The following is a 21581-nucleotide window of genomic DNA, read 5'->3' on the forward strand; positions in this document are numbered from 1 at the left end:
CACTGGCTTCGTCTCAGGAGTTAGACTGCGCAGCCACCACCGCCATGGTTAGGCGCGAAATGCAGCTCAGTTTTCCTTCGCTGTTTTCAATGCGGATTTCCCACACCTGTGAGCTACGGCCACAGTGCACTGCTCGAGCAGTCCCCGTTAAAGTGCCACTGCGCACACCACGAATATGATTGGCATTAATTTCCTGGCCAACACAATACTGCTGACTAGGGTCAACTACCAGATTGGCCGCCATACTGCCCAAGGTTTCGGCCAGCAGTACATTAGCGCCACCGTGCACCAAGCCCACCGGCTGCAATGTACGCTCATCTGCCGGCATAGTGCCACGCACATAATCATCACCCACTTCGGTGATTTCTATGCCCAGATTGGAACATGCAGTGTTCTGCATTTGTCGATTCATATCGGCAATGTCGGGGGTCGCAAACCAAATAGCGCTCATATCTGCCTCTAAAGCTATGTTTAAACCGCATCGGTTTTATCAGAAAATCGCTGATATTTCACTTAGCCATACTGATGAAGGAAGCGGCATTACATCGCCATCTGAAAACCTGGTGGCAGGGCAGAACGGTTAGCGACGGTTATTTGCGCGCTCTGCTGGCTGTAAATGACAGACTCAACCTCTCCATCACAAAAATGCAGGCCGGCATAATCGCTCAAACCCACACAAGGCACATCAGGATGAGCATTCGCGTATTGATGAAATAACGTTGATTTTTCATCATCACCCGTAAAGTGCGCTTCGGCGAGTCCTGGCAACAAACCTAACCCCGCTATCACCCTGTAAGCCTCAGGGCTGCTATCGGTAATGCCGTATTCGAACCAGCAAATAGCACCGCCCCCCAATACAACGCACTGCTTTTGCATGATGTCGCTATTCACTATTTAATAAAGCCTAAATGTACCACAACATCTGACGGCCTACGGATACCGGTTATTTACCAGAGCAACAACATGAAAGCACTGATCGCAGAAAGGAAAATAAAAGTTTGCCCTGTGGTAACCCAAGCAAGTGACAGCGGCATACAGCTTCTACTATTTCGGCACCCCTTGGCTGGCATTCAACTCGTTAAGGGCACCTTGGAAGTTGATGATTCATCGGTCCAAGCGGCGGCTTTGCGAGAACTGGCGGAAGAAGCTGGTATTACTAAAGTAAAGCAATGCCAAGATATTGGCCAATGGCACAGTCAGCATCAGGATCAGCTTTGGCATTTTGTACACTGCCACTGCCCGCCCCTTCCTGAGCAGTGGGTATATCATTGTCTTGATGACGGCGGCCATGATTTTGAATTTTTCTGGCAACCATTAACCAGTGCCATTATTGGTGAATGCCATCCTGTGTTTCAGCGTGCCGTTGAGTACATTCAATCACAATTACTGTAACTTGCATGCACTCCCATCAAACATGGCCCCTCATGTATTAAAAGCATGCCTTCTTACAATCACTTACAGCGGCAAATTTATTACAGTGCCACTATCGCCATTGCTAAACCTATTTATGTGGTAGCCATAGATAGTTAGCGTGTTTCTCTAACCATATGTAAGGCGGACCTGAAAATCGACAAAAAATCGTCATTATCCAGAGGCTGAAGAACATGGTGAATAATATTTCAATCCAGCAAGGTTTTCACGAATCACAACGATATTCAGCCGCAACGTTATACGATGCCGCTTTTGCCGATAAACTCGGCATTGCCATCCCTAACAAAGCGCAAAGACTCGATATTCTGGCTCAAGGTTTTCAACCCAAGTTTAGTTGGGTTGCGATGCAAGGCGAAAAAATAATTGGGCTGGCAGGCTATAAAAATTCCTTGGGCTCATTAACCGCTGGCATTAACTGGCAGCTGCTCAACCAACATATGGACTTTTGGCATGCTACTCGTGCATTAGCCATATTGGCACTACTCGATCGGGAATATAGTGACGGCCAGCTAATGCTCGATGGTATCTGCGTAGCAGCAGAATCTCGTGGACAAGGTGTTGGCACCCGACTATTACAGCAAGTTATTCAGTATGCCAATAAAGAAGGTCATCACAGTGTGCGTTTGGACGTGATTGATAGTAACCTCGATGCCAAACGCCTATACGAACGCCTTGGTTTTGGTACAGAAGAGACGAAAGACATGGATTTTTTAAGTAAATATCTAGGGTTTTCTTCCGCTACCACTATGTTTTATCTGACCAACAACACAGAGCGAAAATAAACTATTATATTTATCGTGGGCACCCGAAATGAATTGCAATTAGTTGTTTCAATGCAGTAATTCGACATACATCGAGTTAATGAATTTTCTTATTTAGCAATCTTGACGAAATCTACCCAACTTTTAACCAAGCTCCATTTTGCTCAGCGTAACGCTGGGCTAAGGGCTTGGGCAAATCATAAACCTGTTGCAGCAAGCTGGCCTGAGTTAATAACTCCACATCTCCCTGCGCCCAAATTCGACCCTGTTTTAGCAGCAATACACGATCAGCCCAAGATGCTGCCAAGGCGATATCATGTAATACGGCCAGTACGGCAACATTCTTTTCGGCAAACTGTTTTACCTGTTGCATAACAGCATGCTGGTGGGCGGGGTCCAATGCCGAGGTGCATTCGTCTAATAACAATAGTCGCGATAATGTTTGTCCGCGCTCACTTTGCGGCGGCTGCCAGATCTGCAGCAGAACCCTTGCTAGTTGCACTCGCTGCTGCTCACCTCCCGATAACGATGGGTAACTGCGAGCACGCAGATGCCAGACATCCATTAATTGCATGGCATCTCGTTGTAACTCGGCACTGGCCTGTTCATCGCCATGGGGAATACGCCCCATCGCCACCACTTGCTGTACTTTAAAAGGAAACGCCAGTTCAACCTGCTGTGGCAATACTGCGATGCGTTTGGCGCGTTGCCTTGCTAGATATTCCGCCAATGGCTGACCATCCAGTAGCAGCTCGCCTTTGTCTATTATTCGCTCACTGGCCAGAGTTTTTAATAAACTGGATTTACCGGCACCATTGGCACCTAAAATGGCCAAACGCTGACCAGGCTGCAAGGTAAAACTGATATCATCGAGCAATGTTTTATCGCCGCTAAATAGCGACAGCTTCTGTACATTGATCATGCCATTACCCTTCTCGCCTGCTGCAACAATAACGATAAAAATACCGGCCCACCGATAATAGCCATTACTAGGCCAACCGGCAGATCAGCTGGCGCTAACCAGGTGCGAGCGATGGTATCGGCCAATAGCAATAACGCTGCACCCAATAATGCACTGCCAGGTAATAAAGCCTTATGATCCGGCCCCAGCAATAAACGCAATAAATGCGGAACCACTAAGCCAATAAAACCAATCATGCCAGCGATGGCAACGCCCGCCCCTACCATTAAAGCCGCCGCCACAATTAGCCAGCGCTTACCACGCTGTACAGCAAAACCTAAATGCCCGGCCACCGCTTCACCCATTAATAACGCATTTAATAAGGCGGCAAAACGCGGAAGAGCCAACAATGGAATAAATATGCAGAAGGCCAGCACCGTGATTTCAGACCATTTGCCATAGGCCAGACTGCCCATCGACCAGAAGGTCATAGTGCGCAGCTGCTGGTCATCGGCCATATAGGTCAGAATACCGGTCAGTGCGCCAGCAATGACATTAATAGCCACGCCCGCCAGCAATAACATCGCCATTTGCGTTTGCCCTTGACGGGTACTGAGCCGATAAATTAGCCAAGTAACACCCAATCCACCAGCAAAGGCTGCCAGAGGTAAAGCAAAAACGCCGGTTAATGCAACATAAGGTGATAATAACGAGCTCTGTAGCACAATCACCGCTACCGCGGCCAGGGCGGCACCGCTGGATACACCGATTAATCCTGGGTCGGCCAGCGGATTGCGAAACACACCTTGGGTTATGGCGCCGGCAACAGCTAGGCCTGCCCCCACCAGCATGGCCAACAGTGCTCTGGGCAAACGCAGCTCGCGCACAATCCAATCTTGCTGGCCACTGATGTCGCCACCCGTCATGGCTAAGCCCAACGACTGCAGCACCTGGTCAGGTGATATGGCTACCGGGCCCGTCGCTAGTGCCACCACTAAACACAGCGGTAGCAAGGCAGCTAACATCAGCAGTAACAAAGCACTGCGATGGTTAGGCCAATTAATAGACGGACGCCAACGCGCCAAAGCCGAGTGCACCTTATTGCTCCGCTAAGCTCTGGCCATCCAGCAGCGCTTGTTGCAACTGGGTCAATGCCTGCGCCAGACGAGGACCAAAACCCAATAACAAACCAGCATCCAACACCACTACACGGTCGTTTTTAACCGCAGGTGTCAGCGCCAATTGCTGGCGAATGTTATCCACCTGCAATAGCCCGGTTTGCGCGACAATAACCACGTCAGGCGCCACGGCCAGAGCCGATTCCGGGTTGAGTGGTTTGTAGCCTGGATGCTGGATGACATTTTCCAGTGCCAGCATATCCAGCAGCGCCTGGGCTTGAGTGCCGGTACCGGCTGCCATCAAACCACGATTGCCAGCACCAAGTAATAACAGTGCGCGTTGGCCCGCCAAGGGCGCCAAACGCTGCTGTGCTTGCTGCACTTGTTGCTCAACCTGCTGCTGTAAAGCCTCGCCGGCCGCTTCCCGTCCCAAGGCGCTAGCAACGGCTGCAATTTTGGCCTGAACACCCGCTAGACTGGCATCATCCTTAACCTTCACCACCTTTACACCGGCGGCCTGTAGCTGAGCAAAGACCTCTTCTGGTCCGGCGTCGTCGCTGGCAATTACTGTGGTGGGGGTGAGAGACAAAATGCCCTCAACCGACAGCTGGCGCATATACCCCACATCCGGCAGCTCTGCGGCCGCTGGTGGATAGCGGCTGGTGGTGTCGACCGCCACTAACTGCTGCTCGGCCCCTAAGGCATAGATGATTTCCGTTACCGAGCCATCGATGCTGACCAGGCGCATTTGCGCCTGGCTAGTCATAGTGCTCAATGCCATGACTAGTGCCAGCAGCCAAGCCTTCATGCCGCCACCCCATCGCTCAGCAGATAGCGGGCGAGCAATTGATTTTGTAGCTGACGCCAGTCATCGCGCTCAGGTTGGCCGTTCTGACGCTCGCCAAACATCAGCGCCAACTGACGCCCATCGGCATCAAACACCTCCAATGACGTAACGATGCCGTCGCTGGTGGGTTTACGCACCAGCCACACATGTTCGATTAAGGCGGTATTGGCATGCAGGCTAAAACCCGGGTCCAGCACGTTAAACCAATCACCCGTGCGCAGCAGTTTTTGCACCGGGCCGGTATGAATTTGCACCACACCTTCGCTGCCAACAAAGATCATAATCGGCTGCTGGCTGTCTGCCGCCAGCACTAACGCCTGTTCAAACGCTTCCACCGCCAATGGCTGGGCGTAGTCTGGGCCAATACGCTGGTAGGCTGGAATGCGTTCAATCTGATGCTTTTGCAGCATGGCTCTGAAATGATGCACATCTTTCAGCTCGCTCCAGTCCTGGCGCAGCTGGGGCAAATCCAAATCTGCTGGTGACGCTAACAAATCTTCCGCGTTGCTGTCGCGGCTGACATCCGGTTGTTGCTGCTGCTCGGCGCGGTAGCGTTCGACCAAGGCATGGTACTGAGATAGCTCGGTATTGGCGGTGGCATAGACTTTATGCACGGCCTCACCTTGGGCATTAAAAAACTGCAAGCTATGACGCTGGCCCTGGCCACTGGCTTCGCTGACAGCAAAGCCAAATACAAAGCGCGAAAAGAACAGGCGTAAGTCGATGACTCCCAGTGCCAGGCCCATTTGGCCATGCAAGCTGATGTCTTTATATTGGCCGGTTTTTTCATGCACCATGCCGTCGTTGCGGGTCAATGCCATAACCTCGCCTAATGCTTCCAGCTCGCAAATCAGGTGTCGAAAATCGCCTTCCAGGCGTGTTACGCCCTGCCCTAAGCGAGTGGCCAGCAGTTCTGCTTCAGATACTCCAAGCTGTTCTGCCGCGTTGCGAATGCGCAGTTTCGGCTGGCTTTGTTGCAGCGCCTGCCAGCGCTCAGTCAAGCTTGCGTTCATGCTTATTCTCCCTGATTAATCTGACGGAAACGCAGCTCTGGGCTACCAGAGTCGCCAAGGCTGTAGTAGTTACTGATTTGCACCGCGTACACGGCAGCATTGGCATCGTCGCTATTGGTATTGATGGCGTAGGTGCGGAAGTTCGGCCACAGCTTGTGTTGGCCTGTGAGGTTGTAGGCATACCAGCTGTTCTGGCTGAATACGCTGTCGCTGCTGTCAGTGACGTATAATCGGCTGATGTCCTGGCCATTGCTGTTGCTGGCGCTGGTGTAGGCATCCAGCTCTGCCGTGGCAATCGGGCCCAAAGCAGCAGCGTTGCCAGTGCCGTGTACGCCGCCATTGCTCCACAAATTGACCGCACGACTGGCCATGTCAATTTCTAACCGCCACTCCCAATCTATAGCTGTGCAGTCAACGGCACTGGCGCTGTCGAAATCGAGGCACAACTCAGTGCTGCCCTGCTCAAGATTGGCGTTTAGGACGTTGCTGTCGGCGGTAAACTGTTGGGTTCCCGCCGCTTGGGTTGCATAGCTTAAGGCAATGTTGCTGTAGCTCAGCTCGGTAATGCGAACTTTGGAATAGGTCTCGCCATCGGCATGACGTACCAGCCAGCCACTTTGCTGCGGCGCACTGATTTGATGGGTCGTCGGATTATAAACGTACCAGTCTTGCATCGCGGTGCGATAACTGTCGCTGCTCCACTGGACGCTGGTGAGATCAAACTCTGTCAGCAAAGCCTGTGCTTCGCTATCGGCATCGGCGTTACTGAATACCGAGCTATTGGCCTCACCATCCTGATAAAACTCGTCCTGGGCATCTAATACCGCACCCGCGACGTTACCACTGCCCGATACACCACCATTCAGCTTGATATTGCTGCGCTGCAATGCCAGGTGCCAGTCTTCCTGCTCACTGACCTGCTGGCCGGAATCTAGATTCAGATACACCCAGTCGCTGTGGCTAGCCGCATTCAGCCGTACCACCTTGACGCCGCTGGTGTCGTTGACGTCACCGCTATTCGGTGTATCGCTGCTATTGCTGTCGTCGCTGCCACAGCCAGCCAATAACAGCCCGCTGGTCACTACTGCTAGCCAGCTGATGCGCGGTGAAAATAAGGTCGGTTGCATATTGCGCTCCTTAAAAAGTCAGGGACACACCCAGATACGGCTTGCGCCCGTATACCGGCCGCCGGTCGGCAGTGTCGAGGACGTCCCGTACTGTGTCTGTGAGGTTGTTGATGCCGCCGTAAAGACGGAATTGTTTGGAAAACTGGTATTCGCCTTTGATGTCCCAGCGCATGATGGCGGGCGATTGCCGCTGAGCCGTTTCACTCACGCTGGTATACAAACCGCGCTGTAGGTCGGCCGTGAGGGTTAGCTGCCAGTGGCTAGTGACATCCCAAAGCCACATGCCTCTAAAGTGATGGCGAGCACGGTTAATCAGCGGTAAATCGCCATCGAGGTCGCGAGCATCCAAAAAGCCGTAGGACAAACGCTGTTGCAGCTGAGCAGAAAACTGCTGCTGGCTAGAGAGTTCAAAACCACGTGTCACGGCGCGGGCGAAGTTGCGATAGCGGTAAATGGCAACCTGGCCATTATCGACGCGCTCACCGGTATCGTCGGCTTCAATTAAATCTCGAATCTGGTTATGAAAGGCCGACAGTTCAAACTGCCAGCGGCGACCATCGGTGACACTGAGTGAGCTTTGAATACTGCGCGACTGTTCAGGATCGAGGTCGGCATTGCCCAACACCATGTAACCATTAACGCTGTGATCAAACAGGTAATAACGGTTCTTTAGGTTGGGCACACGATAGCCAGTACCAATCGAGTTACGCCACTGCCAGCGCCATTGGCCAATGTCAAAATGGCTGCGAGCAGCTAAGTTGACGCTGGTAAAACCACCAAAGTCACTGTCGTGCTGATAGCGCAGGCCCGGTGACCATTCCAACCAATGACTGCTGGGAGCGGTCAGCTGCGCAAATAACTCACTGTTGTGACGCCGCTCTAGCGGCACTTCTTTAATATCAATCTGATAAATACCACCCGCCAGTGGTGTGACCTTGGCATTGCTGGCATCACTGCCGGTCAGGCTGATCTGGCGTTTGTCTTGCTCTATCTGTTCACCAAACCACTCCACTCCCATGACTAAGCGAGCCATGCCGGAGCCCCAATGGGTAGGTGTATAAGCCCATTGTGAACTGAGCTTATGCTGCTGATAGGCGGTATCTCGATATAAGTTACCGGCTGGCACCTGACGATCGTTATTGATTTGATCGGACTGATCCTGCTGACGCTCATGCAAGGCCGTCAGCGACCATAGCCCTCCGGCTAACGAGTGTTCGGCGTCGGCACTAAAACGCCAGCGCTGAAGCAGCTCCTGCTTGCTGCCCTCGGCACCGCTGTTGGTAAAGCGGCGCACTTCGCTGTCTTCAACAAAGTGATCCAGATTGAGCCCCCAGCGTCCCTGATGCAGACGCTGCGCTAACGCCGCGCCGATATTGCTTTTATCACCGGCAAAACCATCACTGCTGTAGCTGCGATCGTCTAAGTCATAACCATCGCTGTGGCGCCAATCGGCATTGATACGGGCATCCAAGCTGCCCAGACGCTGACCTGCTGACAGTGCAACATGGTGCTCACCGGGCCAGTCTTGCTGCTCCACTTGGCGATCGCCATAACTGCCGACATCGGCCCGTAAGCGAGCAAAGTCACCATCGGGCTGACGAGTAATAATATTGACCACGCCGCCCATCGCAGCACTGCCGTACAGTGCGGATGCCGCGCCCGGAATGACTTCGATGTGATCAATATCCAACGCCGACAACTGTGAAACATCGACCGTGGAGCCTGTGGTGGCTGACACCGGTAAACCATCAATCAGTATCAATACACGATCGCCGTTAAAGCCTTGCATATAGACTTCTTCGCCGGTTTTTCCGTGGATTTCGCGCAGTTGGATGCCAGGAATCACCCTAAGGGCATCTCGAATATCGGTAGCGTGCAAACGCTGAATCGTGCTGCGATCTAGCAACTGGGTACGTACTGGAGTATCTGCCAACGGCTGTTGCTGACGACTGGCCGTCACCACCACATGGCTGAGGTTAAAGGCATCGTCAGCAAAGGATGGCAAGGCCGACAGTGCCCCAAGGCACCATGCCAATCGTCGTAGTTGCCTCACCGCTCCCCCTGCACCATTTACGAATAATTCTCAATCGCGAGTCATGATACACAAACAATAATCATTATCAATCATGATGTTGGTCGATAATTGTGCGCTTAGAGGAGTCAGGCAATGCCAGATACGCAGCGCAAAAAGGAAATGACCATCAACTGCGTGCGAACAGCGCTCCAGAGCCCAGCCTCTGGTATTCTGTAGGGCAAACTCATTCCGCAAGCAGACGAGATTCCCATGTCGTGGCGACAATGGCTGAGGCGACGCGCCTATCAGGACAAAGCCAATCTGCGCTTGTTTATCAGCGGCGCCAGCCTGTTTTTTGCAGGCCTGGGCCTAGTGGTGTTAAGCAACCGTTGGCTGTTGCCATCACTGCAACAGGAGGTACTGGTGTTGATTGGCCTAGTGATAGCCACCCTGGGCGGATTGCTGGCGCTACTGGGCTATCTTGCGTTAGCGCTGTTGCGGGTTATTCGGATGATGGAAAAACATGACTGAACACTTTCCCGATCTGGAAATTTATTTGCTAAAACCAGACCAAGCAGCCATCGAAAGCTGGCTGCAACAGTGCTGGCCACAACTGCAAAGGTTACAGCAAGGCGAGCGCTTTCACTGGCGCGCCGATACCGAGCAGGGGCTGATGGATATTTATCTTAACCCCCAGGCAGAAAAAAACTTTGCCAGCTTATGGTTTAAACAAAACCGCACCGCCTGGCGCAATGATCTGGAGTGTGCCCGTGCTGCCCATGCCGCACTGCAGGTGGAAATTCGCTGTTCTGCGGCCGGCTGGCAGGAAGACGATGGCGAAGATGACAGCGGCTGGATCAAACTGATTCGCGGTGAAGAAAAGCCCTTTACCTGGCGCTGATCCCCTACTCGCTGCCGCACATTCACATGCGGCAGCAATTTCTTGTTGCAAACGATAATGATTCTCACTATTGTGGTTTAACCACTAGGGAGATTCGGACATGGCGCGTTTGCATTCCAGTGCTCAAATTCTGAGCTTTCCAAATCGAGATACATCAACCACGGGTTTAAATGACCACCGTCAGGCGGAGTTTGAGCAGCTGGATCAGCGTATTCGCCATTATCAGGGCCGTGATAACCAACCCCAGTGGCTAGAGCAGTACCTGGATTTAGGTTTGGAGCTTGCCTGTCAGGCCGGCCAGAAACAGCTGTGGGCGTTGCAGGAAAGCTGGCTGCATCGCATGTATCGCACGCTGCGAGACAGCGGCTTAAATTTGTCCGCCAGCAATAGTTGGCGCCAAGCCTGCTTGGACGCCTTATATCAGCCTTTTTTTGCCTTGCGTCATCTGCAGCGCGGTCAGCACGACCATCGCTGTCGGCAGAGGTTGCACACTATTTTGCGTGAATTTGCCGTGATCTCACGGCATCTGGTTTAGCCCTAGCGGCACATCGAATGGGACTGAGGGTATGCATGGACGCATTTTTTCATTCTATTTAGGAGCACACAGCCAATGCCACGTATTGGATTAATTTACGGCACCGACACCGGCAATACCGAAGACGTGGCGTACAAGCTGCAAGAGCGTATTGAATGGGCAGCGGTGGATGTTTACGACGTTGCCAGTTGCAGTGCCGAGCAAGTACAGCAGTACGATCTGTTGATTTTAGGAATCCCCACCTGGGACTTTGGTGGCCTGCAAGCCGATTGGGAAGACTTTTGGCCATTGCTAGAAGATATGAGCTTTGCCGACAAAACCGTTGCCCTCTACGGTCTTGGCGATCAGTTTGGCTACGGCGATTACTTTCTTGATGCCTTGGGTAAATTGCACGATGCCGTACGCGACCGCGGTGCCACCATTATTGGCCACTACTCCACCGCAGGCTTTGATTTTGAACAGTCGTTAGCCTTGACCGACGATGGTCAGCACTTTGTGGGCTTGGGGTTGGATGAAGATCAGCAAACGGAGCTAACCGACCAGCGCATAAGTGAGTGGATCAGCCAGCTACAGCAGGAGCTGCAACTGGCCGACTGTGCCTGATTAGGAGATCTGATAACGGCCTGGTTTGTGGTTCATGGCGATAATCATATTCAACGCCACAGCACCCAGCACCGACAACGCCAAAATCCATGGCGACACCAGGTAAAAGCCAACCCCGACGATGCAAGCATCGAGTGACATCTGAATACGACCGGCATTCCAGCCGTAGCGATCCTGCAGGTATAAGCACAGAATACCAATGCCACCCAGGCTGGCATTATGTCGATACAACACCAGCATGCCCATGCCAACGAGAAAGCCGCCCATAACGGCAGCTAGCACCGGATCGACATAGTCCAGCTCAATGACCCAGTGGGCATAGTCACTCATGGCCGAAACCGCAGCAACGGCCAAAAAAGTATTAAAGGTAAAGCGCTTACCCATGCGTTTGAGTGCCAACCAATAAAATGGAATATTGATGACAAACAAAATCTGACCAAAACTAACATCCGTTACAAAATGAGATATCACCAGCGATAAGCCAACGATTCCACCGGTCAGAAATCCCCCCGCTTTAAAAAACACTAAGCCCAATACCACAAACAGACTGCCTGTGATCATGGCGGTAGCGTCTTCTAGTAGGGTATGTTTTGCAGTTGATTTCTCCACTGTATTCCTCTGTCACAGTTGAACCGCGCCACTATAGGGGATCGACCGCCGCAGGCACAGTGGAGAGACATGTTAACGACCCAGTTTTGCAACCATCTTTATGCGCAACAGCCGCCATAGTGGCACGGCTATCAACCCAGACGTCACTTTGCTGAGCTTTGTGCTAACGATCGACGATCAGAGTTTTTAGGTTGGTAAACTCGCGCATACCATACTGCGCCAGCTCGCGGCCATAACCAGATTTCTTGGTGCCACCAAATGGCAAGCGCTGATCACTGCGAACCATGCCATTCACCACCACGCAACCGGCCTGAATATGATGGGCCATAGCGCGGGCTTCTTCTTCTGGGCCCCAGATACTGGCCCCCAAACCAAAACGACTATCGTTAGCAATGCGCAGCGCATCAGCATCATTGTTGGCACGAATCATGGCCGCCACTGGGCCAAACAGCTCTTCACTGTAAGCCGGACTGCCGGCAACCACCTGATCCAACACAGTAGCCGGGTAATCGGCATAGCCATCCCCCGGCTGACCACCGAGCAACAACTTGGCACCAGCTTGGATGCTGCCATCGACCTGCTGCTGCAGCTGCTGACGCAAATCTTGCCGCGCCAGCGGCGCCAACGACAGTTTTGATGCACCCGCAACAAATGCCTCGATAAAATCATCGGCGACACGCGGATGTAAAATAAAACGCTTGGCGGCAATGCACACCTGACCAGCATTCATATAGCGAGATCGCACCGCCGTCGCAGCGGCCTGCTCAACATCGGCGCCCGACAGCACCACAAACGCATCCGAGCCACCCAGTTCGAGCACGCTTTTCTTCAGCGCTTGGCCGGCACTGGCCGCCACCGAACGGCCGGCCTGCTCGCTGCCCGTCAGGGTGACAGCAGCAATACGAGGATCAGCAATGACCTTTGCACAGGTGTCGTTATCAATAAATAAGTTGCTAAAAACGGCGTCTGGCAACCCCGCTGAATCACAGCATTGCTCTATCAAAGCGGCACAGCGCGGTACATTTTCCGCATGCTTAAGGGCCAATGTATTGCCCGCCATCAGAGTCGGAGCAGCACAGCGCATGACCTGCCACAGCGGGAAGTTCCACGGCATAATAGCCAACACAGTACCGATCGGTTCAAATCGCAGCTGAGCTTCGCTGGGGCTGGCGTTCAGCTCTTCTGCCGCCATTAAGCGTGCGCCCTGATCGGCATAGTATTCACACACCTGGGCCGACTTTTCGACTTCGGCCTCGGCCTCGTCGCTGCGCTTGCCCATTTCTGCGGTCATCATGGCAGCCAGCTCGGCTTGCTGCTGGCGCAGCTGCAAGGCCAACGCGCGTAAATGCTGGCCTCGCTGGGCAAAGCTCAGTGCCGACCAAGTCTGATTCGCTTGCGGCAATGCTTGCAAACGATGCTGCAGCTCGCCTTCATCCAGATACGCATGCTGCCATTCCGTATGCCCAGTGGCGGGGTTAACGCTCTGATATGCCATATGATTCTCCTATCCGGCAAAAGGATCAGCCGTCGATCGGGGCTTGTCGCTGCTGCAACCATTGAGCAACGATGCGCCCAGTCGCCGATTGCCAACCTTTCAGCTCATCCAGCGGGACAATTTTGTATTCATCCAGCTCCTGCTCATCCAATACAATCTGCCCCTCAGCGTAGACGTGATAACCAATAATCAGCTGATTAAAGATTTCACCCGATGTGCCTGGCCCGTCAAATACCTCAAAGCCAATGAAATTGGCTTGCGGGCTCTGCAGCCCCAACTCTTCTGCCGTTTCTCTCAAGGCACACAGTTGCGGATGTTCACCACGTTCTAGAAATCCGGTAATAACGCTAAAGCGTCCTTGCGGCCAGGCGATATTGTGCGCCAGTACCACGCCTTGCGGTGTTTCGACCACCACTGCCACCACTGGGGTGGGGTTATCCCAAAAAACGTAACCACATTCGTCAACACAGGCCAGGCGTTCAAATTCATCAATCACTCGAGGTTTTAGATCAGCTTTGCATTGCGGGCAATATTGCATGGTGGGTCTCCTTGTCTGCGCCCAGCATGACGGCCCAATGCCATAGTCGCAAGCTAACGCAGTGTTGCAAGGCTGCGTTAGCCCTACGGCAAACGCAGCGCTAGCAATTGCTGCTGTAGCTGCTGCTCATCCAATGGCTCTTTGCTGATGATCTCCAGCCGGCTCTCATCTAATGAGCGTGTTGGCATCTCGCTGGCGGCGCCCTCGCGTAAGTTGATCACCACAGGTCCCTGGTCGGTTAATAACAGTGCCTTTAAGCGTTCGACGTTAAGCCCGGTTAACCACAGTCGTACGGCATTGAGGTCAAACACTTGCCGAGCATCGAACAGCCAACCAAGAGAAAAGTGACCTTGGCCCTGATTGCTAAAACAGCGCCAGGACTCACCGTCTGCCAGGGTTATGGGGCCAGTGCTGGTGTAAGTTGACGCGAAAGACTGAGCGTGGGAATGAGCATGGGGGTGAATCGCTAACCGCTGGCTATCGGCTGCAGCAGCCAGCAATGATTGAGGCAATTCTCCCTGGCTAAGCCAAGCGGAAGCGGATTTAGGTGGGTTCGACGCGTTAATAAAGGCTTCAAATGTCACTTTGTCTTGCGCGCTGGCCAAGTCGGTTTTATTGGCCACCACCACATCCGCCAGCTGCAACTGATCGATAAAGGTCTGATGCTGCAAATAGCGCGGCTGCGATAAGTGCCGTGGGTCGACCAGGCAAATATTCGCAGCTAAGCGCAGCAGTGGCTGATAATGCTCGTTACGTAGGGTTTCCAATATCTGACGCGGATGCCCTAAGCCACTCGGTTCGATTAATAACACATCAGGCTGCTCACGGCTGATTAGCCAGTTCAGTCCCATCTGAAATGGCAAGCCAGAAACGCAGCAAATACAGCCTCCCGGCACCTCTCGCACCACTGCGCCCTGACTTTGTAGAATGGCTCCATCCACTCCTACTTCGCCGAATTCATTGACTAGAACCGCCCATTTTTCGTTGTCGGGCTTGTGTCGTAACAAATGCAAAATGGCGGTGGTTTTCCCTACGCCCAAAAAGCCAGTGATCAGATGGGTGCGAATTGGCGACATCGCTTAGCCACTCCAAAATGTTACAGTATAACTATTCCAGTGAGCGAAGCACATTTAAAGGTGACACTCGCACCGCAGCGCGCATCAGCCACAAACCTAATACCACCAGCAACAGCAGGGTTAGGGGCGGTAACCACAGCCACACCCAGCCAAGACTTTGGTACGGGATATTTAATACTCCCTGATAAATGCCCAACACAATGGCTTCTCCACCCAGCAGAGCCAGGCCACTGGAGAGCAAGGCCAATAAGCTGAACTCGACCATTTGCGAACGTCGAATCAACGCTGAGCTGCCCCCCAGAGTGCGCAGCATGGCGCCTTCTCGTAGTCGTTCACTGAGGCTGGCAATCAAAGCCGCCACCAATACCAGCACCGCCGCCACCAGCACAAACACCAGAATGAGCTCTACTGCTAACGTGACTTGTTGCAGCAGGGTTTGGATTTGCCCTAACAGGAATTGCATATCCAGCAAGGTGATGGAGGGAAACTGGCGAATCAGCTGGGTTAGCTCCGCAGCCTGTTCAGGGGCGACGTAAAAACTGGTCAGGTAACTGCGCGGTAGCGACTCCAGTACATCGGGCGAAAACATCATATAAAAGTTAGGGCTGAGCGAGCCCCAGTCGACCTCACGGATACTGCTAACAGTAACGTCAAAATCAACGCCACCAGCACGAAAGCTGAGGGTATCTCCCAAGCTCACTCCTAGACGCCCTGCCAGCCGTTCTTCGATCGAGACCTGCTTGCTGTGCTGCTGCAATGTTTGCCAACTACCAGCAACTATTTGGTTCGATTCTGGCAGCTGGTTATCCGCCGTTAACGCCAGGTCACGGTTGATGGCCGGATCATCAGCGACCTCCAAGCGTTGCACGTCTTCACCATTAATGGCCAGCAGACGCCCAGGCACCATGGGATACAAGCGCTGCGGCGTATAGCCGCTATTACGCAACGCGTCTTCAAATGGCTGAGCTTGGTATTGCTGAATATTGATGGCAAACACGTTGGGCGCATCGTCAGGCAGGCTGGCTTGCCAATCCGCCAGCAAGTCATTGCGCACTGCGGCCATCACTACCATCACCATTAGGGTTAAGGCGAAGGCCAGTATCTGGCCAGCGGTTTGGCGCCGGTGACGGCTCAGATGCTGCCAGGCAAAACGCACCACCAAAGGCAACTCTCGCCCTTGCAGCCAACGCTGAGCCAGTTGAATCAGCCCTTGTAGCAGCAGCAGCAACAACAGCACCACCAGCGAGCCTCCCACCATCACACCGACACTGAGCACGGCATCGTGGGTAAACAGCCACAGCAGCGCCGTCAGCGCCAGCAACGCCAGACTGCTTAACAGCCAGCCAGACAGAGGCACGGGCACAATATCGCGGCGTAATACCCGCAATGGGCTGACCCGCGCCAGCGGCAGCAAATGTGGCAAACCAAACCCCAACAAGGTCACCGCACCACTGCAGGCACCCAATAACCAGGCACTCCAGTGTGCGGCGGGCAATTGTTGAGGCAATACATCAGCCAATACCGACAGCAGCAATTGCTGCAGCAGTAATGCCAGCCCGACCCCAATCGCGGTGGCGAACACCGCCAGCAGCAATAGCTCGCTAGCGTACAGCTGAAAGACCTGTCCACGCGCCAGGCCAAAGGTGCGCATCAAAGCGCTGATATCGAAATGCCTTTGGGCATAACGTTGAGCCGAGATAGCCACCGCAACACTGGCCAATACCACCGCCAACAATGCCGCCAAACCTAGATATTGCTGAGCGCGGCCCAGGGCGCGCGACATGGCTTGATTGCTGTCTTCGAGTGATTCAAAACGCTGATTGGCTGCCAGCTCCACCTGCTGGCGGAAGTTCTGCAACTGCTGATCATCGCCGGCTAACAACAAGCGATAGCGTACCCGAGCACCCGGCCCCAGCACCTTGGCCGCCGCCAGATCGGCCTGATTCATCATTAAACGCGGCGATAAGGTGTAAAAGTTGCCACCACGATCGCTTTCTTCAACGATGACGGCAGTAATCTTGAGCTGCGTACTGCCCATCTCGATAACATCGCCGATATCAGCGTCGAGCAACGCCAATAATCGCGATTCTACCCAGGCCTCACCGCCAGCTGGGCCATGCTGGCGCTCTGTTGGCGTACCAAAAGCGGCGTTGGCGGTGGTCAGACGTCCGCGCAAAGGGTAGTGATCATCCACCACTTTAATGGCCGCCAGCGCCATCTGTTCACCCTTCAACACCACACTAGGAAAGGTGACGATTTCACTGTGGCTTAACTGCAGCTGCTCAGCGGTGGCTAGCCATTGTTGCGGCAACGCCGTGGTCGAGCGTACTCGTAGATCTGCGCCCAGCAAGTCGTTAGAGCGTGCCTGCATGGCCTGTTCCAAACGCGAACTCAACAGCGCAATCGCGGTGGTAGAAGTGACAGCAATGATCAAAGCCAGCAAGATCAAGGTCAGTTCGCCCGAACGAGCTTCACGCCACAGTAACCGAGCGGCCAAACTGGTCAGCCGACTCCAGGGCAGCAGATGGCGTTTCATGTCAGCTCCTCCAACTGACCATCACGCATCCGCAGCTGACGCTGACAGCGCTGCGCCAATTGCGGATCATGGGTGACCAGTATCAAGGTGGTGGCACGTTCGGCATTCATGGCAAACAGCAAACGCTCTACCTGGGCACCGGTTTCACGATCCAGATTCCCGGTAGGTTCATCAGCAAACAAAATTTGAGGTTCACCAGCAAAAGCACGGGCTAAGGCCACTCGTTGCTGTTCACCGCCTGATAGTTGAGTTGGGTAATGGCTCATGCGGTGACCTAAGCCAACGGCCTCTAGTAACCGTTGCGCTTCTTGGCGAGGCTGCTGCTGGGCACGAATTTCCAGCGCCAGCATTACGTTTTCCAACGCTGTTAATCCGGGAAGTAACTGGAAGTTTTGAAAAACAAAGCCAGCCCCTTGAGCTCGAACGGCAGCACGCTGGTCTTCATCAAGCTGATCAATGCGCTGACCCAGCAGGTGGATTTCTCCAGCGGTCGGCGTGTCGAGCCCTGCCATTATGCCAAGCAGGGTCGATTTACCGCTGCCCGAAGCGCCGACAATGGCGACGCTTTCCCCAGCCTTGATATCAACGTCGACGCCCTTCAAGATAACCAGCGGCTGGCTGCCAGCCTGGACCTGCTTTTCCACCGCTCGAATGATAAGAGAGGATGATGTGCTGACATTACTGGCAAGACTAACGCTCATAGGGACTCTCTGGTTGTGGTCGATATTGGCTCATGCTGCCACGATTTTGGTGGTCGGTGACAGTATCAGCGCCGGTTTTGGCATTCCTTTACAGCAAGGCTGGGTTAGCCTGGCAGAACAACAACTGCAACAAGACTATCCACAGCTGACGCTGATCAATGCCAGCATCAGTGGCGATACCACCGCCGGCGGCCGTAGCCGTCTGCCAAGCCTACTCAAGCAGCACCAGCCTAATCTGGTTATCATAGAACTCGGCGGCAATGATGGCCTGAGGGGCACTCCCATTCAGGTGATACGCAACAATCTCAGTGCCATGGTCGAACACAGTCAGCAACTCAATGCCGATGTGTTATTACTCGGCATGCAGATTCCTCCCAATTATGGTGCTGCCTATACCCAGGCCTTCGCCAAGGTATTCCAACAGGTATCAGATAGTCACGACACCCGCCTGGTTCCGTTTTTATTGGCCGATATTGCCGGTGATAGCGAGCTGATGCAGTCCGATGGCATTCACCCAACGGCAGATGCACAACCTGCCATGGCGACCATTGTTGTCAATCAAATCCGAGATTGGCTAAACCGTCGGTAAAAAAGCTGAGCCTAATGTAACTGCGCCACACAACGCCGCTGGCAGGACTAAACTCCCTGAACGTGAATCCGTAAAAGGGACTTATGGACAGCCAGCTCCACACCAGTGCCTCTGCACCACAGCGTCGTTTGAACGTATCCTTAGTGCTCTCCACCCTAACTATTGCTGTGGTGTCGGTATTCTTATGCGTGCATTTCTGGTTTATCGCCCAGGCGCAGCTATTCGACGAAATGCAGCTTCATCTGACCCCTGTGCGTGCCAGTCTGCAGCAATTTCATCAGCAACAGCGCGAGCGGCTAGACAGCATTTCACCGCTATTAGCGCAACTAGAATCCGAACAGCTCAGTCAGGGTCTGGAACGTGCCACCTATCGCTCTGCTGCCACCTTTGAACATCTGGCAATCTATCGCAATAACGGCCAGCGACTGGCTTGGAGCAGTATTTCGGGAGAGCCTGGCCAGCCACCGAGTAACTTGCGCGTGCGTGATCGGCAATACCTTAAACAGCATCAGGCTACTGTTTTTGGAGGGAGTTACAGCATTAATGGCACCCCTCATATGACACTGTGTCGGCCCCAAGGCTGGCTAAGAAACAGCGGTTTTTTGTGTCTATTTTCATCTCGCGCTAGCTCTCTGGCCGACGCAGTGTCCAACTCTTTGGCCCACAACCTAGAGCTTGAACTCGTGCGGGCCGACGGCGTGCTGTTGTTCACTAGCCTAGAAGGGAAACAAAGCCAAGAGCGACTAGGCGAGACGGTATCCATCAGCTTAAAACAAGCCATAGATACCAGCCTACATGGCGAGGCATTAAAGCTGTCACCCAGCGATGGTCAAATCAATAGTGGCTATTATTATCTCATGCAATTTTTGCCATCAATGGATGTGGCGTTATTGCTAGAGACCCCACTACATCGCGCTAGCGCGCCTTTCCTTCGTTTTGTGACACCGTTTTTAGCCGGGGTGTTTATCATTGTTGCCATACTGGTTGGTCTTTATCGCCTGCAATTGAAATGGTTCAGCCAGCAACAGCAGTCTGATCAGCAACTACGACAGCAAAATTCGACTTTGCGCGAAGAGTCGGCGCTGCTGTCACGCACCTTACAAGGCTGCATTTATCGAGCGACCCTACCTGAGCTAACGTTAACCCATATTACCCACGATCAGCACTCCATCCTCGGGCGAGAGCTGCAGCAACGCTTAGAGCGTCACAATACGTTGTTAAGCCTGATTAATGAGCAAGATCAAGAGAGTTATTTGCACCAGATAGAGCAACATAAGAACTCGCAGCAGCCCTATGAAGCAGTGTACCGGCTGAATAGTTCTGAACAGGAACTGCGCTGGATACTGGACCGTGGCAATGTGCACATGCGGGAAGACAACCAGTATGAAGTGGAAGGTTTTTTGGTCGACATTACCGATCAAACACTGTCACAGCAGCATATCAACTATTTAGCGACTCGAGACCCTTTAACCGAACTGGGAAATAGATACTGGTTTAATGACGAATTAATTAGCTACACCCGTCACCAGGCGAATCGACAACGAATGATGGCCTTACTCTTTATTGATCTTGATCGCTTTAAAACCATTAATGATTCTTTAGGGCATCAATTTGGTGATCACTTATTAAAAGAAGTCGCGCAACGTCTGCGCCAGCAAGTGCCCGATCATTATCCTCTGGCACGCCTTGGTGGCGACGAATTTATGATTATGATGACAGATGGTCGCCACCGAACCGATATTGAACATATGGCTCGTCGGATCATTACGGCATTATCTGATACTTATCGGATCGAGCAGTTTAAGCTCAATACCAGCTGCTCTATTGGCATCAGTTTATTCCCTCAAGATTCAAACGATGCATTTGTGCTCATGCGCAATGCTGACACCGCCATGTATCAAGCAAAAAACCAAGGCGGCAATACCTTTCAGTTTTACACCGATGAAATGAATCAACGGGTAAATTCTCGTTTAACCTTGGAAAACGAGCTACGTCGAGCCATTCATGCGCAAGAGTTTGAACTCTATTATCAACCACAAGTTTGCACCCGCACCAATCGTCTACTCGGTGCAGAGGCGTTAATCCGCTGGCAACATCCCGACGCTGGCATGATATCACCCGCCGATTTTATTCCCGTTGCCGAAGACACCGGCCTTATTACGGAAATAGGTGATTGGGCTTTACGAGAAGCCTGCACCACATTTCAGCAGTGGAACTTATATCGCAGCACACCGCTGCCTGTATCAGTAAATGTATCAGTACGCCAGCTCAGCGATGACTTTATTACCCGAGTCAAAGAGATTATCGAACAGACAGGCATCGCTCCACAGCTACTCGAATTAGAGATCACCGAAAGTCTATTGATGGATAATGTTAAACAAAACATTGAATGGCTGGACCGAATACACGAGCTTGGTATCCACTTTGCGATGGACGATTTTGGTACGGGTTACTCATCACTTAGTTATTTAAAGCAGTTCCCAATCAGCAAGCTTAAAATTGATCGTGCCTTCATCATGGACATCACCTCTGATGCCGACGACGAAGCCATTGTAAGAGCCATATTAGCGATGTCACATACTCTGCGATTAAAAGTTGTTGCAGAGGGCGTAGAAACAGAAGAACAGCTCAATATGCTGCAACAAATGAACTGCGACAGTTATCAGGGATATTATTTTAGCAAACCCGTCGATAAAACCACTTTCGAGCAACGATTCTTAGAACCCATCCCACAACTCAACCAGTCTTAGGTCGTAGATATAAATATCACCCAGCAAGAACTAAAA

General features: G+C 52.7%; 22 protein-coding genes. 8 read left to right on the forward strand and 14 right to left on the reverse strand.

Annotation, left to right across the window (positions count from 1 at the left end):
• Window positions 1-13: 13 nt before the first annotated feature.
• Window positions 14-451 (reverse strand): hotdog fold thioesterase, encoded by a 438-nt coding sequence (locus AC55FS_RS19495; RefSeq protein ID WP_496933962.1) that lies wholly within the window; start codon window positions 449-451, stop codon window positions 14-16.
• Window positions 452-540: 89 nt separating this feature from the next.
• The gene (locus AC55FS_RS19500; protein ID WP_496933963.1) at window positions 541-876 is read right to left on the reverse strand and encodes a Type 1 glutamine amidotransferase-like domain-containing protein; all 336 of its coding nucleotides are present in this window, start codon (window positions 874-876) and stop codon (window positions 541-543) included.
• Window positions 877-963: 87 nt separating this feature from the next.
• Here AC55FS_RS19500 and AC55FS_RS19505 point away from each other — a divergent pair, with 87 nt between their 5' ends.
• The gene (locus AC55FS_RS19505) at window positions 964-1392 is read left to right on the forward strand and encodes an NUDIX hydrolase (protein WP_496933964.1); all 429 of its coding nucleotides are present in this window, start codon (window positions 964-966) and stop codon (window positions 1390-1392) included.
• Window positions 1393-1604: 212 nt separating this feature from the next.
• Entirely contained in the window at window positions 1605-2213 is a 609-nt protein-coding gene (locus AC55FS_RS19510; protein ID WP_496933965.1) for a GNAT family N-acetyltransferase, read from the forward strand.
• Window positions 2214-2325: 112 nt separating this feature from the next.
• Here AC55FS_RS19510 and AC55FS_RS19515 read toward each other — a convergent pair whose 3' ends face one another.
• Genes AC55FS_RS19515 through AC55FS_RS19540 form a run of 6 tightly spaced genes read right to left on the reverse strand, consistent with a single transcriptional unit; the run spans window position 2326 to window position 9233 of the window.
• Complete coding sequence (locus AC55FS_RS19515) at window positions 2326-3114, reverse strand: heme ABC transporter ATP-binding protein (RefSeq protein WP_496933966.1); 789 nt, start codon at window positions 3112-3114, stop codon at window positions 2326-2328.
• On the reverse strand, window positions 3111-4190 hold the full coding sequence (locus AC55FS_RS19520; protein ID WP_496933967.1) for a FecCD family ABC transporter permease: 1080 nt from the start codon (window positions 4188-4190) through the stop codon (window positions 3111-3113). The genes AC55FS_RS19515 and AC55FS_RS19520 overlap by 4 nt, the downstream gene beginning before the upstream one ends.
• Before the next feature lies 1 nt (window position 4191).
• Window positions 4192-5019, reverse strand: a complete 828-nt coding sequence (locus tag AC55FS_RS19525; RefSeq protein ID WP_496933968.1) for a heme/hemin ABC transporter substrate-binding protein — start codon at window positions 5017-5019, stop codon at window positions 4192-4194.
• Entirely contained in the window at window positions 5016-6071 is a 1056-nt protein-coding gene (locus tag AC55FS_RS19530) for a hemin-degrading factor (protein WP_496933969.1), read from the reverse strand. The genes AC55FS_RS19525 and AC55FS_RS19530 overlap by 4 nt, the downstream gene beginning before the upstream one ends.
• Before the next feature lie 2 nt (window positions 6072-6073).
• A complete protein-coding gene (locus AC55FS_RS19535) occupies window positions 6074-7198 on the reverse strand; it encodes an HmuY family protein (protein WP_496933970.1) in 1125 nt (374 codons plus the stop codon).
• 10 nt (window positions 7199-7208) lie between these two features.
• The gene (locus tag AC55FS_RS19540) at window positions 7209-9233 is read right to left on the reverse strand and encodes a TonB-dependent receptor plug domain-containing protein (RefSeq protein WP_496933971.1); all 2025 of its coding nucleotides are present in this window, start codon (window positions 9231-9233) and stop codon (window positions 7209-7211) included.
• A 249-nt stretch (window positions 9234-9482) separates the two neighbouring features.
• Here AC55FS_RS19540 and AC55FS_RS19545 point away from each other — a divergent pair, with 249 nt between their 5' ends.
• The 4 genes from AC55FS_RS19545 (at window position 9483) to AC55FS_RS19560 (ending at window position 11251) form a co-directional block, all read left to right on the forward strand.
• Window positions 9483-9743, forward strand: a complete 261-nt coding sequence (locus tag AC55FS_RS19545; protein ID WP_496933972.1) for a hypothetical protein — start codon at window positions 9483-9485, stop codon at window positions 9741-9743.
• Complete coding sequence (locus AC55FS_RS19550) at window positions 9736-10113, forward strand: hypothetical protein (RefSeq protein ID WP_496933973.1); 378 nt, start codon at window positions 9736-9738, stop codon at window positions 10111-10113. The genes AC55FS_RS19545 and AC55FS_RS19550 overlap by 8 nt, the downstream gene beginning before the upstream one ends.
• A gap of 100 nt (window positions 10114-10213) precedes the next feature.
• A complete protein-coding gene (locus AC55FS_RS19555) occupies window positions 10214-10648 on the forward strand; it encodes a hypothetical protein (protein ID WP_496933974.1) in 435 nt (144 codons plus the stop codon).
• Between the two features lie 75 nt (window positions 10649-10723).
• Entirely contained in the window at window positions 10724-11251 is a 528-nt protein-coding gene (locus tag AC55FS_RS19560) for a flavodoxin (protein WP_496933975.1), read from the forward strand.
• On the opposite strand, the gene AC55FS_RS19565 is transcribed toward AC55FS_RS19560, so the two are convergent.
• From AC55FS_RS19565 to AC55FS_RS19590, 6 genes are all read right to left on the reverse strand, one after another.
• Entirely contained in the window at window positions 11252-11860 is a 609-nt protein-coding gene (locus tag AC55FS_RS19565) for a YitT family protein (protein WP_496933976.1), read from the reverse strand.
• Window positions 11861-12023: 163 nt separating this feature from the next.
• Window positions 12024-13355, reverse strand: coding sequence for an aldehyde dehydrogenase family protein (locus AC55FS_RS19570; RefSeq protein WP_496933977.1), 1332 nt, complete (start codon window positions 13353-13355; stop codon window positions 12024-12026).
• Window positions 13356-13380: 25 nt separating this feature from the next.
• Window positions 13381-13893, reverse strand: coding sequence for an NUDIX domain-containing protein (locus tag AC55FS_RS19575; protein ID WP_496933978.1), 513 nt, complete (start codon window positions 13891-13893; stop codon window positions 13381-13383).
• 83 nt (window positions 13894-13976) lie between these two features.
• The gene (locus AC55FS_RS19580) at window positions 13977-14969 is read right to left on the reverse strand and encodes a CobW family GTP-binding protein (protein WP_496933979.1); all 993 of its coding nucleotides are present in this window, start codon (window positions 14967-14969) and stop codon (window positions 13977-13979) included.
• Between the two features lie 31 nt (window positions 14970-15000).
• Window positions 15001-17505 (reverse strand): ABC transporter permease, encoded by a 2505-nt coding sequence (locus AC55FS_RS19585; protein WP_496933980.1) that lies wholly within the window; start codon window positions 17503-17505, stop codon window positions 15001-15003.
• Window positions 17502-18206: an ABC transporter ATP-binding protein gene (locus AC55FS_RS19590; RefSeq protein ID WP_496933981.1), complete on the reverse strand. Its 705-nt coding sequence runs from the start codon at window positions 18204-18206 to the stop codon at window positions 17502-17504. Before AC55FS_RS19590 ends, AC55FS_RS19585 begins: the two co-directional genes overlap by 4 nt.
• Before the next feature lie 13 nt (window positions 18207-18219).
• Between AC55FS_RS19590 and AC55FS_RS19595 the strand changes: the two genes are divergently transcribed.
• Both AC55FS_RS19595 and AC55FS_RS19600 read left to right on the forward strand, forming a co-directional pair.
• Complete coding sequence (locus AC55FS_RS19595) at window positions 18220-18795, forward strand: arylesterase (RefSeq protein ID WP_496933982.1); 576 nt, start codon at window positions 18220-18222, stop codon at window positions 18793-18795.
• 83 nt (window positions 18796-18878) lie between these two features.
• On the forward strand, window positions 18879-21545 hold the full coding sequence (locus AC55FS_RS19600; RefSeq protein WP_496933983.1) for a putative bifunctional diguanylate cyclase/phosphodiesterase: 2667 nt from the start codon (window positions 18879-18881) through the stop codon (window positions 21543-21545).
• The last annotated feature ends 36 nt before the right edge of the window (window positions 21546-21581 follow it).

This window comes from Bacterioplanes sp. CLAM21 (assembly GCF_059641015.1).

Excerpts from the sequence above, each read along its gene's own strand:
- AC55FS_RS19495 (WP_496933962.1), bottom strand. The coding sequence starts at position 451 with ATGAGCGCTATTTGGTTTGCGACCCCCGACATTGCCGATATGAATCGA.
- AC55FS_RS19500 (WP_496933963.1), bottom strand. The coding sequence starts at position 876 with ATGCAAAAGCAGTGCGTTGTATTGGGGGGCGGTGCTATTTGCTGGTTC.
- AC55FS_RS19505 (WP_496933964.1), top strand. The coding sequence starts at position 964 with ATGAAAGCACTGATCGCAGAAAGGAAAATAAAAGTTTGCCCTGTGGTA.
- AC55FS_RS19510 (WP_496933965.1), top strand. The coding sequence starts at position 1,605 with ATGGTGAATAATATTTCAATCCAGCAAGGTTTTCACGAATCACAACGA.
- AC55FS_RS19515 (WP_496933966.1), bottom strand. The coding sequence starts at position 3,114 with ATGATCAATGTACAGAAGCTGTCGCTATTTAGCGGCGATAAAACATTG.
- AC55FS_RS19525 (WP_496933968.1), bottom strand. The coding sequence starts at position 5,019 with ATGAAGGCTTGGCTGCTGGCACTAGTCATGGCATTGAGCACTATGACT.
- AC55FS_RS19530 (WP_496933969.1), bottom strand. The coding sequence starts at position 6,071 with ATGAACGCAAGCTTGACTGAGCGCTGGCAGGCGCTGCAACAAAGCCAG.
- AC55FS_RS19535 (WP_496933970.1), bottom strand. The coding sequence starts at position 7,198 with ATGCAACCGACCTTATTTTCACCGCGCATCAGCTGGCTAGCAGTAGTG.
- AC55FS_RS19545 (WP_496933972.1), top strand. The coding sequence starts at position 9,483 with ATGTCGTGGCGACAATGGCTGAGGCGACGCGCCTATCAGGACAAAGCC.
- AC55FS_RS19550 (WP_496933973.1), top strand. The coding sequence starts at position 9,736 with ATGACTGAACACTTTCCCGATCTGGAAATTTATTTGCTAAAACCAGAC.
- AC55FS_RS19555 (WP_496933974.1), top strand. The coding sequence starts at position 10,214 with ATGGCGCGTTTGCATTCCAGTGCTCAAATTCTGAGCTTTCCAAATCGA.
- AC55FS_RS19560 (WP_496933975.1), top strand. The coding sequence starts at position 10,724 with ATGCCACGTATTGGATTAATTTACGGCACCGACACCGGCAATACCGAA.
- AC55FS_RS19570 (WP_496933977.1), bottom strand. The coding sequence starts at position 13,355 with ATGGCATATCAGAGCGTTAACCCCGCCACTGGGCATACGGAATGGCAG.
- AC55FS_RS19575 (WP_496933978.1), bottom strand. The coding sequence starts at position 13,893 with ATGCAATATTGCCCGCAATGCAAAGCTGATCTAAAACCTCGAGTGATT.
- AC55FS_RS19580 (WP_496933979.1), bottom strand. The coding sequence starts at position 14,969 with ATGTCGCCAATTCGCACCCATCTGATCACTGGCTTTTTGGGCGTAGGG.
- AC55FS_RS19585 (WP_496933980.1), bottom strand. The coding sequence starts at position 17,505 with ATGAAACGCCATCTGCTGCCCTGGAGTCGGCTGACCAGTTTGGCCGCT.
- AC55FS_RS19590 (WP_496933981.1), bottom strand. The coding sequence starts at position 18,206 with ATGAGCGTTAGTCTTGCCAGTAATGTCAGCACATCATCCTCTCTTATC.
- AC55FS_RS19600 (WP_496933983.1), top strand. The coding sequence starts at position 18,879 with ATGGACAGCCAGCTCCACACCAGTGCCTCTGCACCACAGCGTCGTTTG.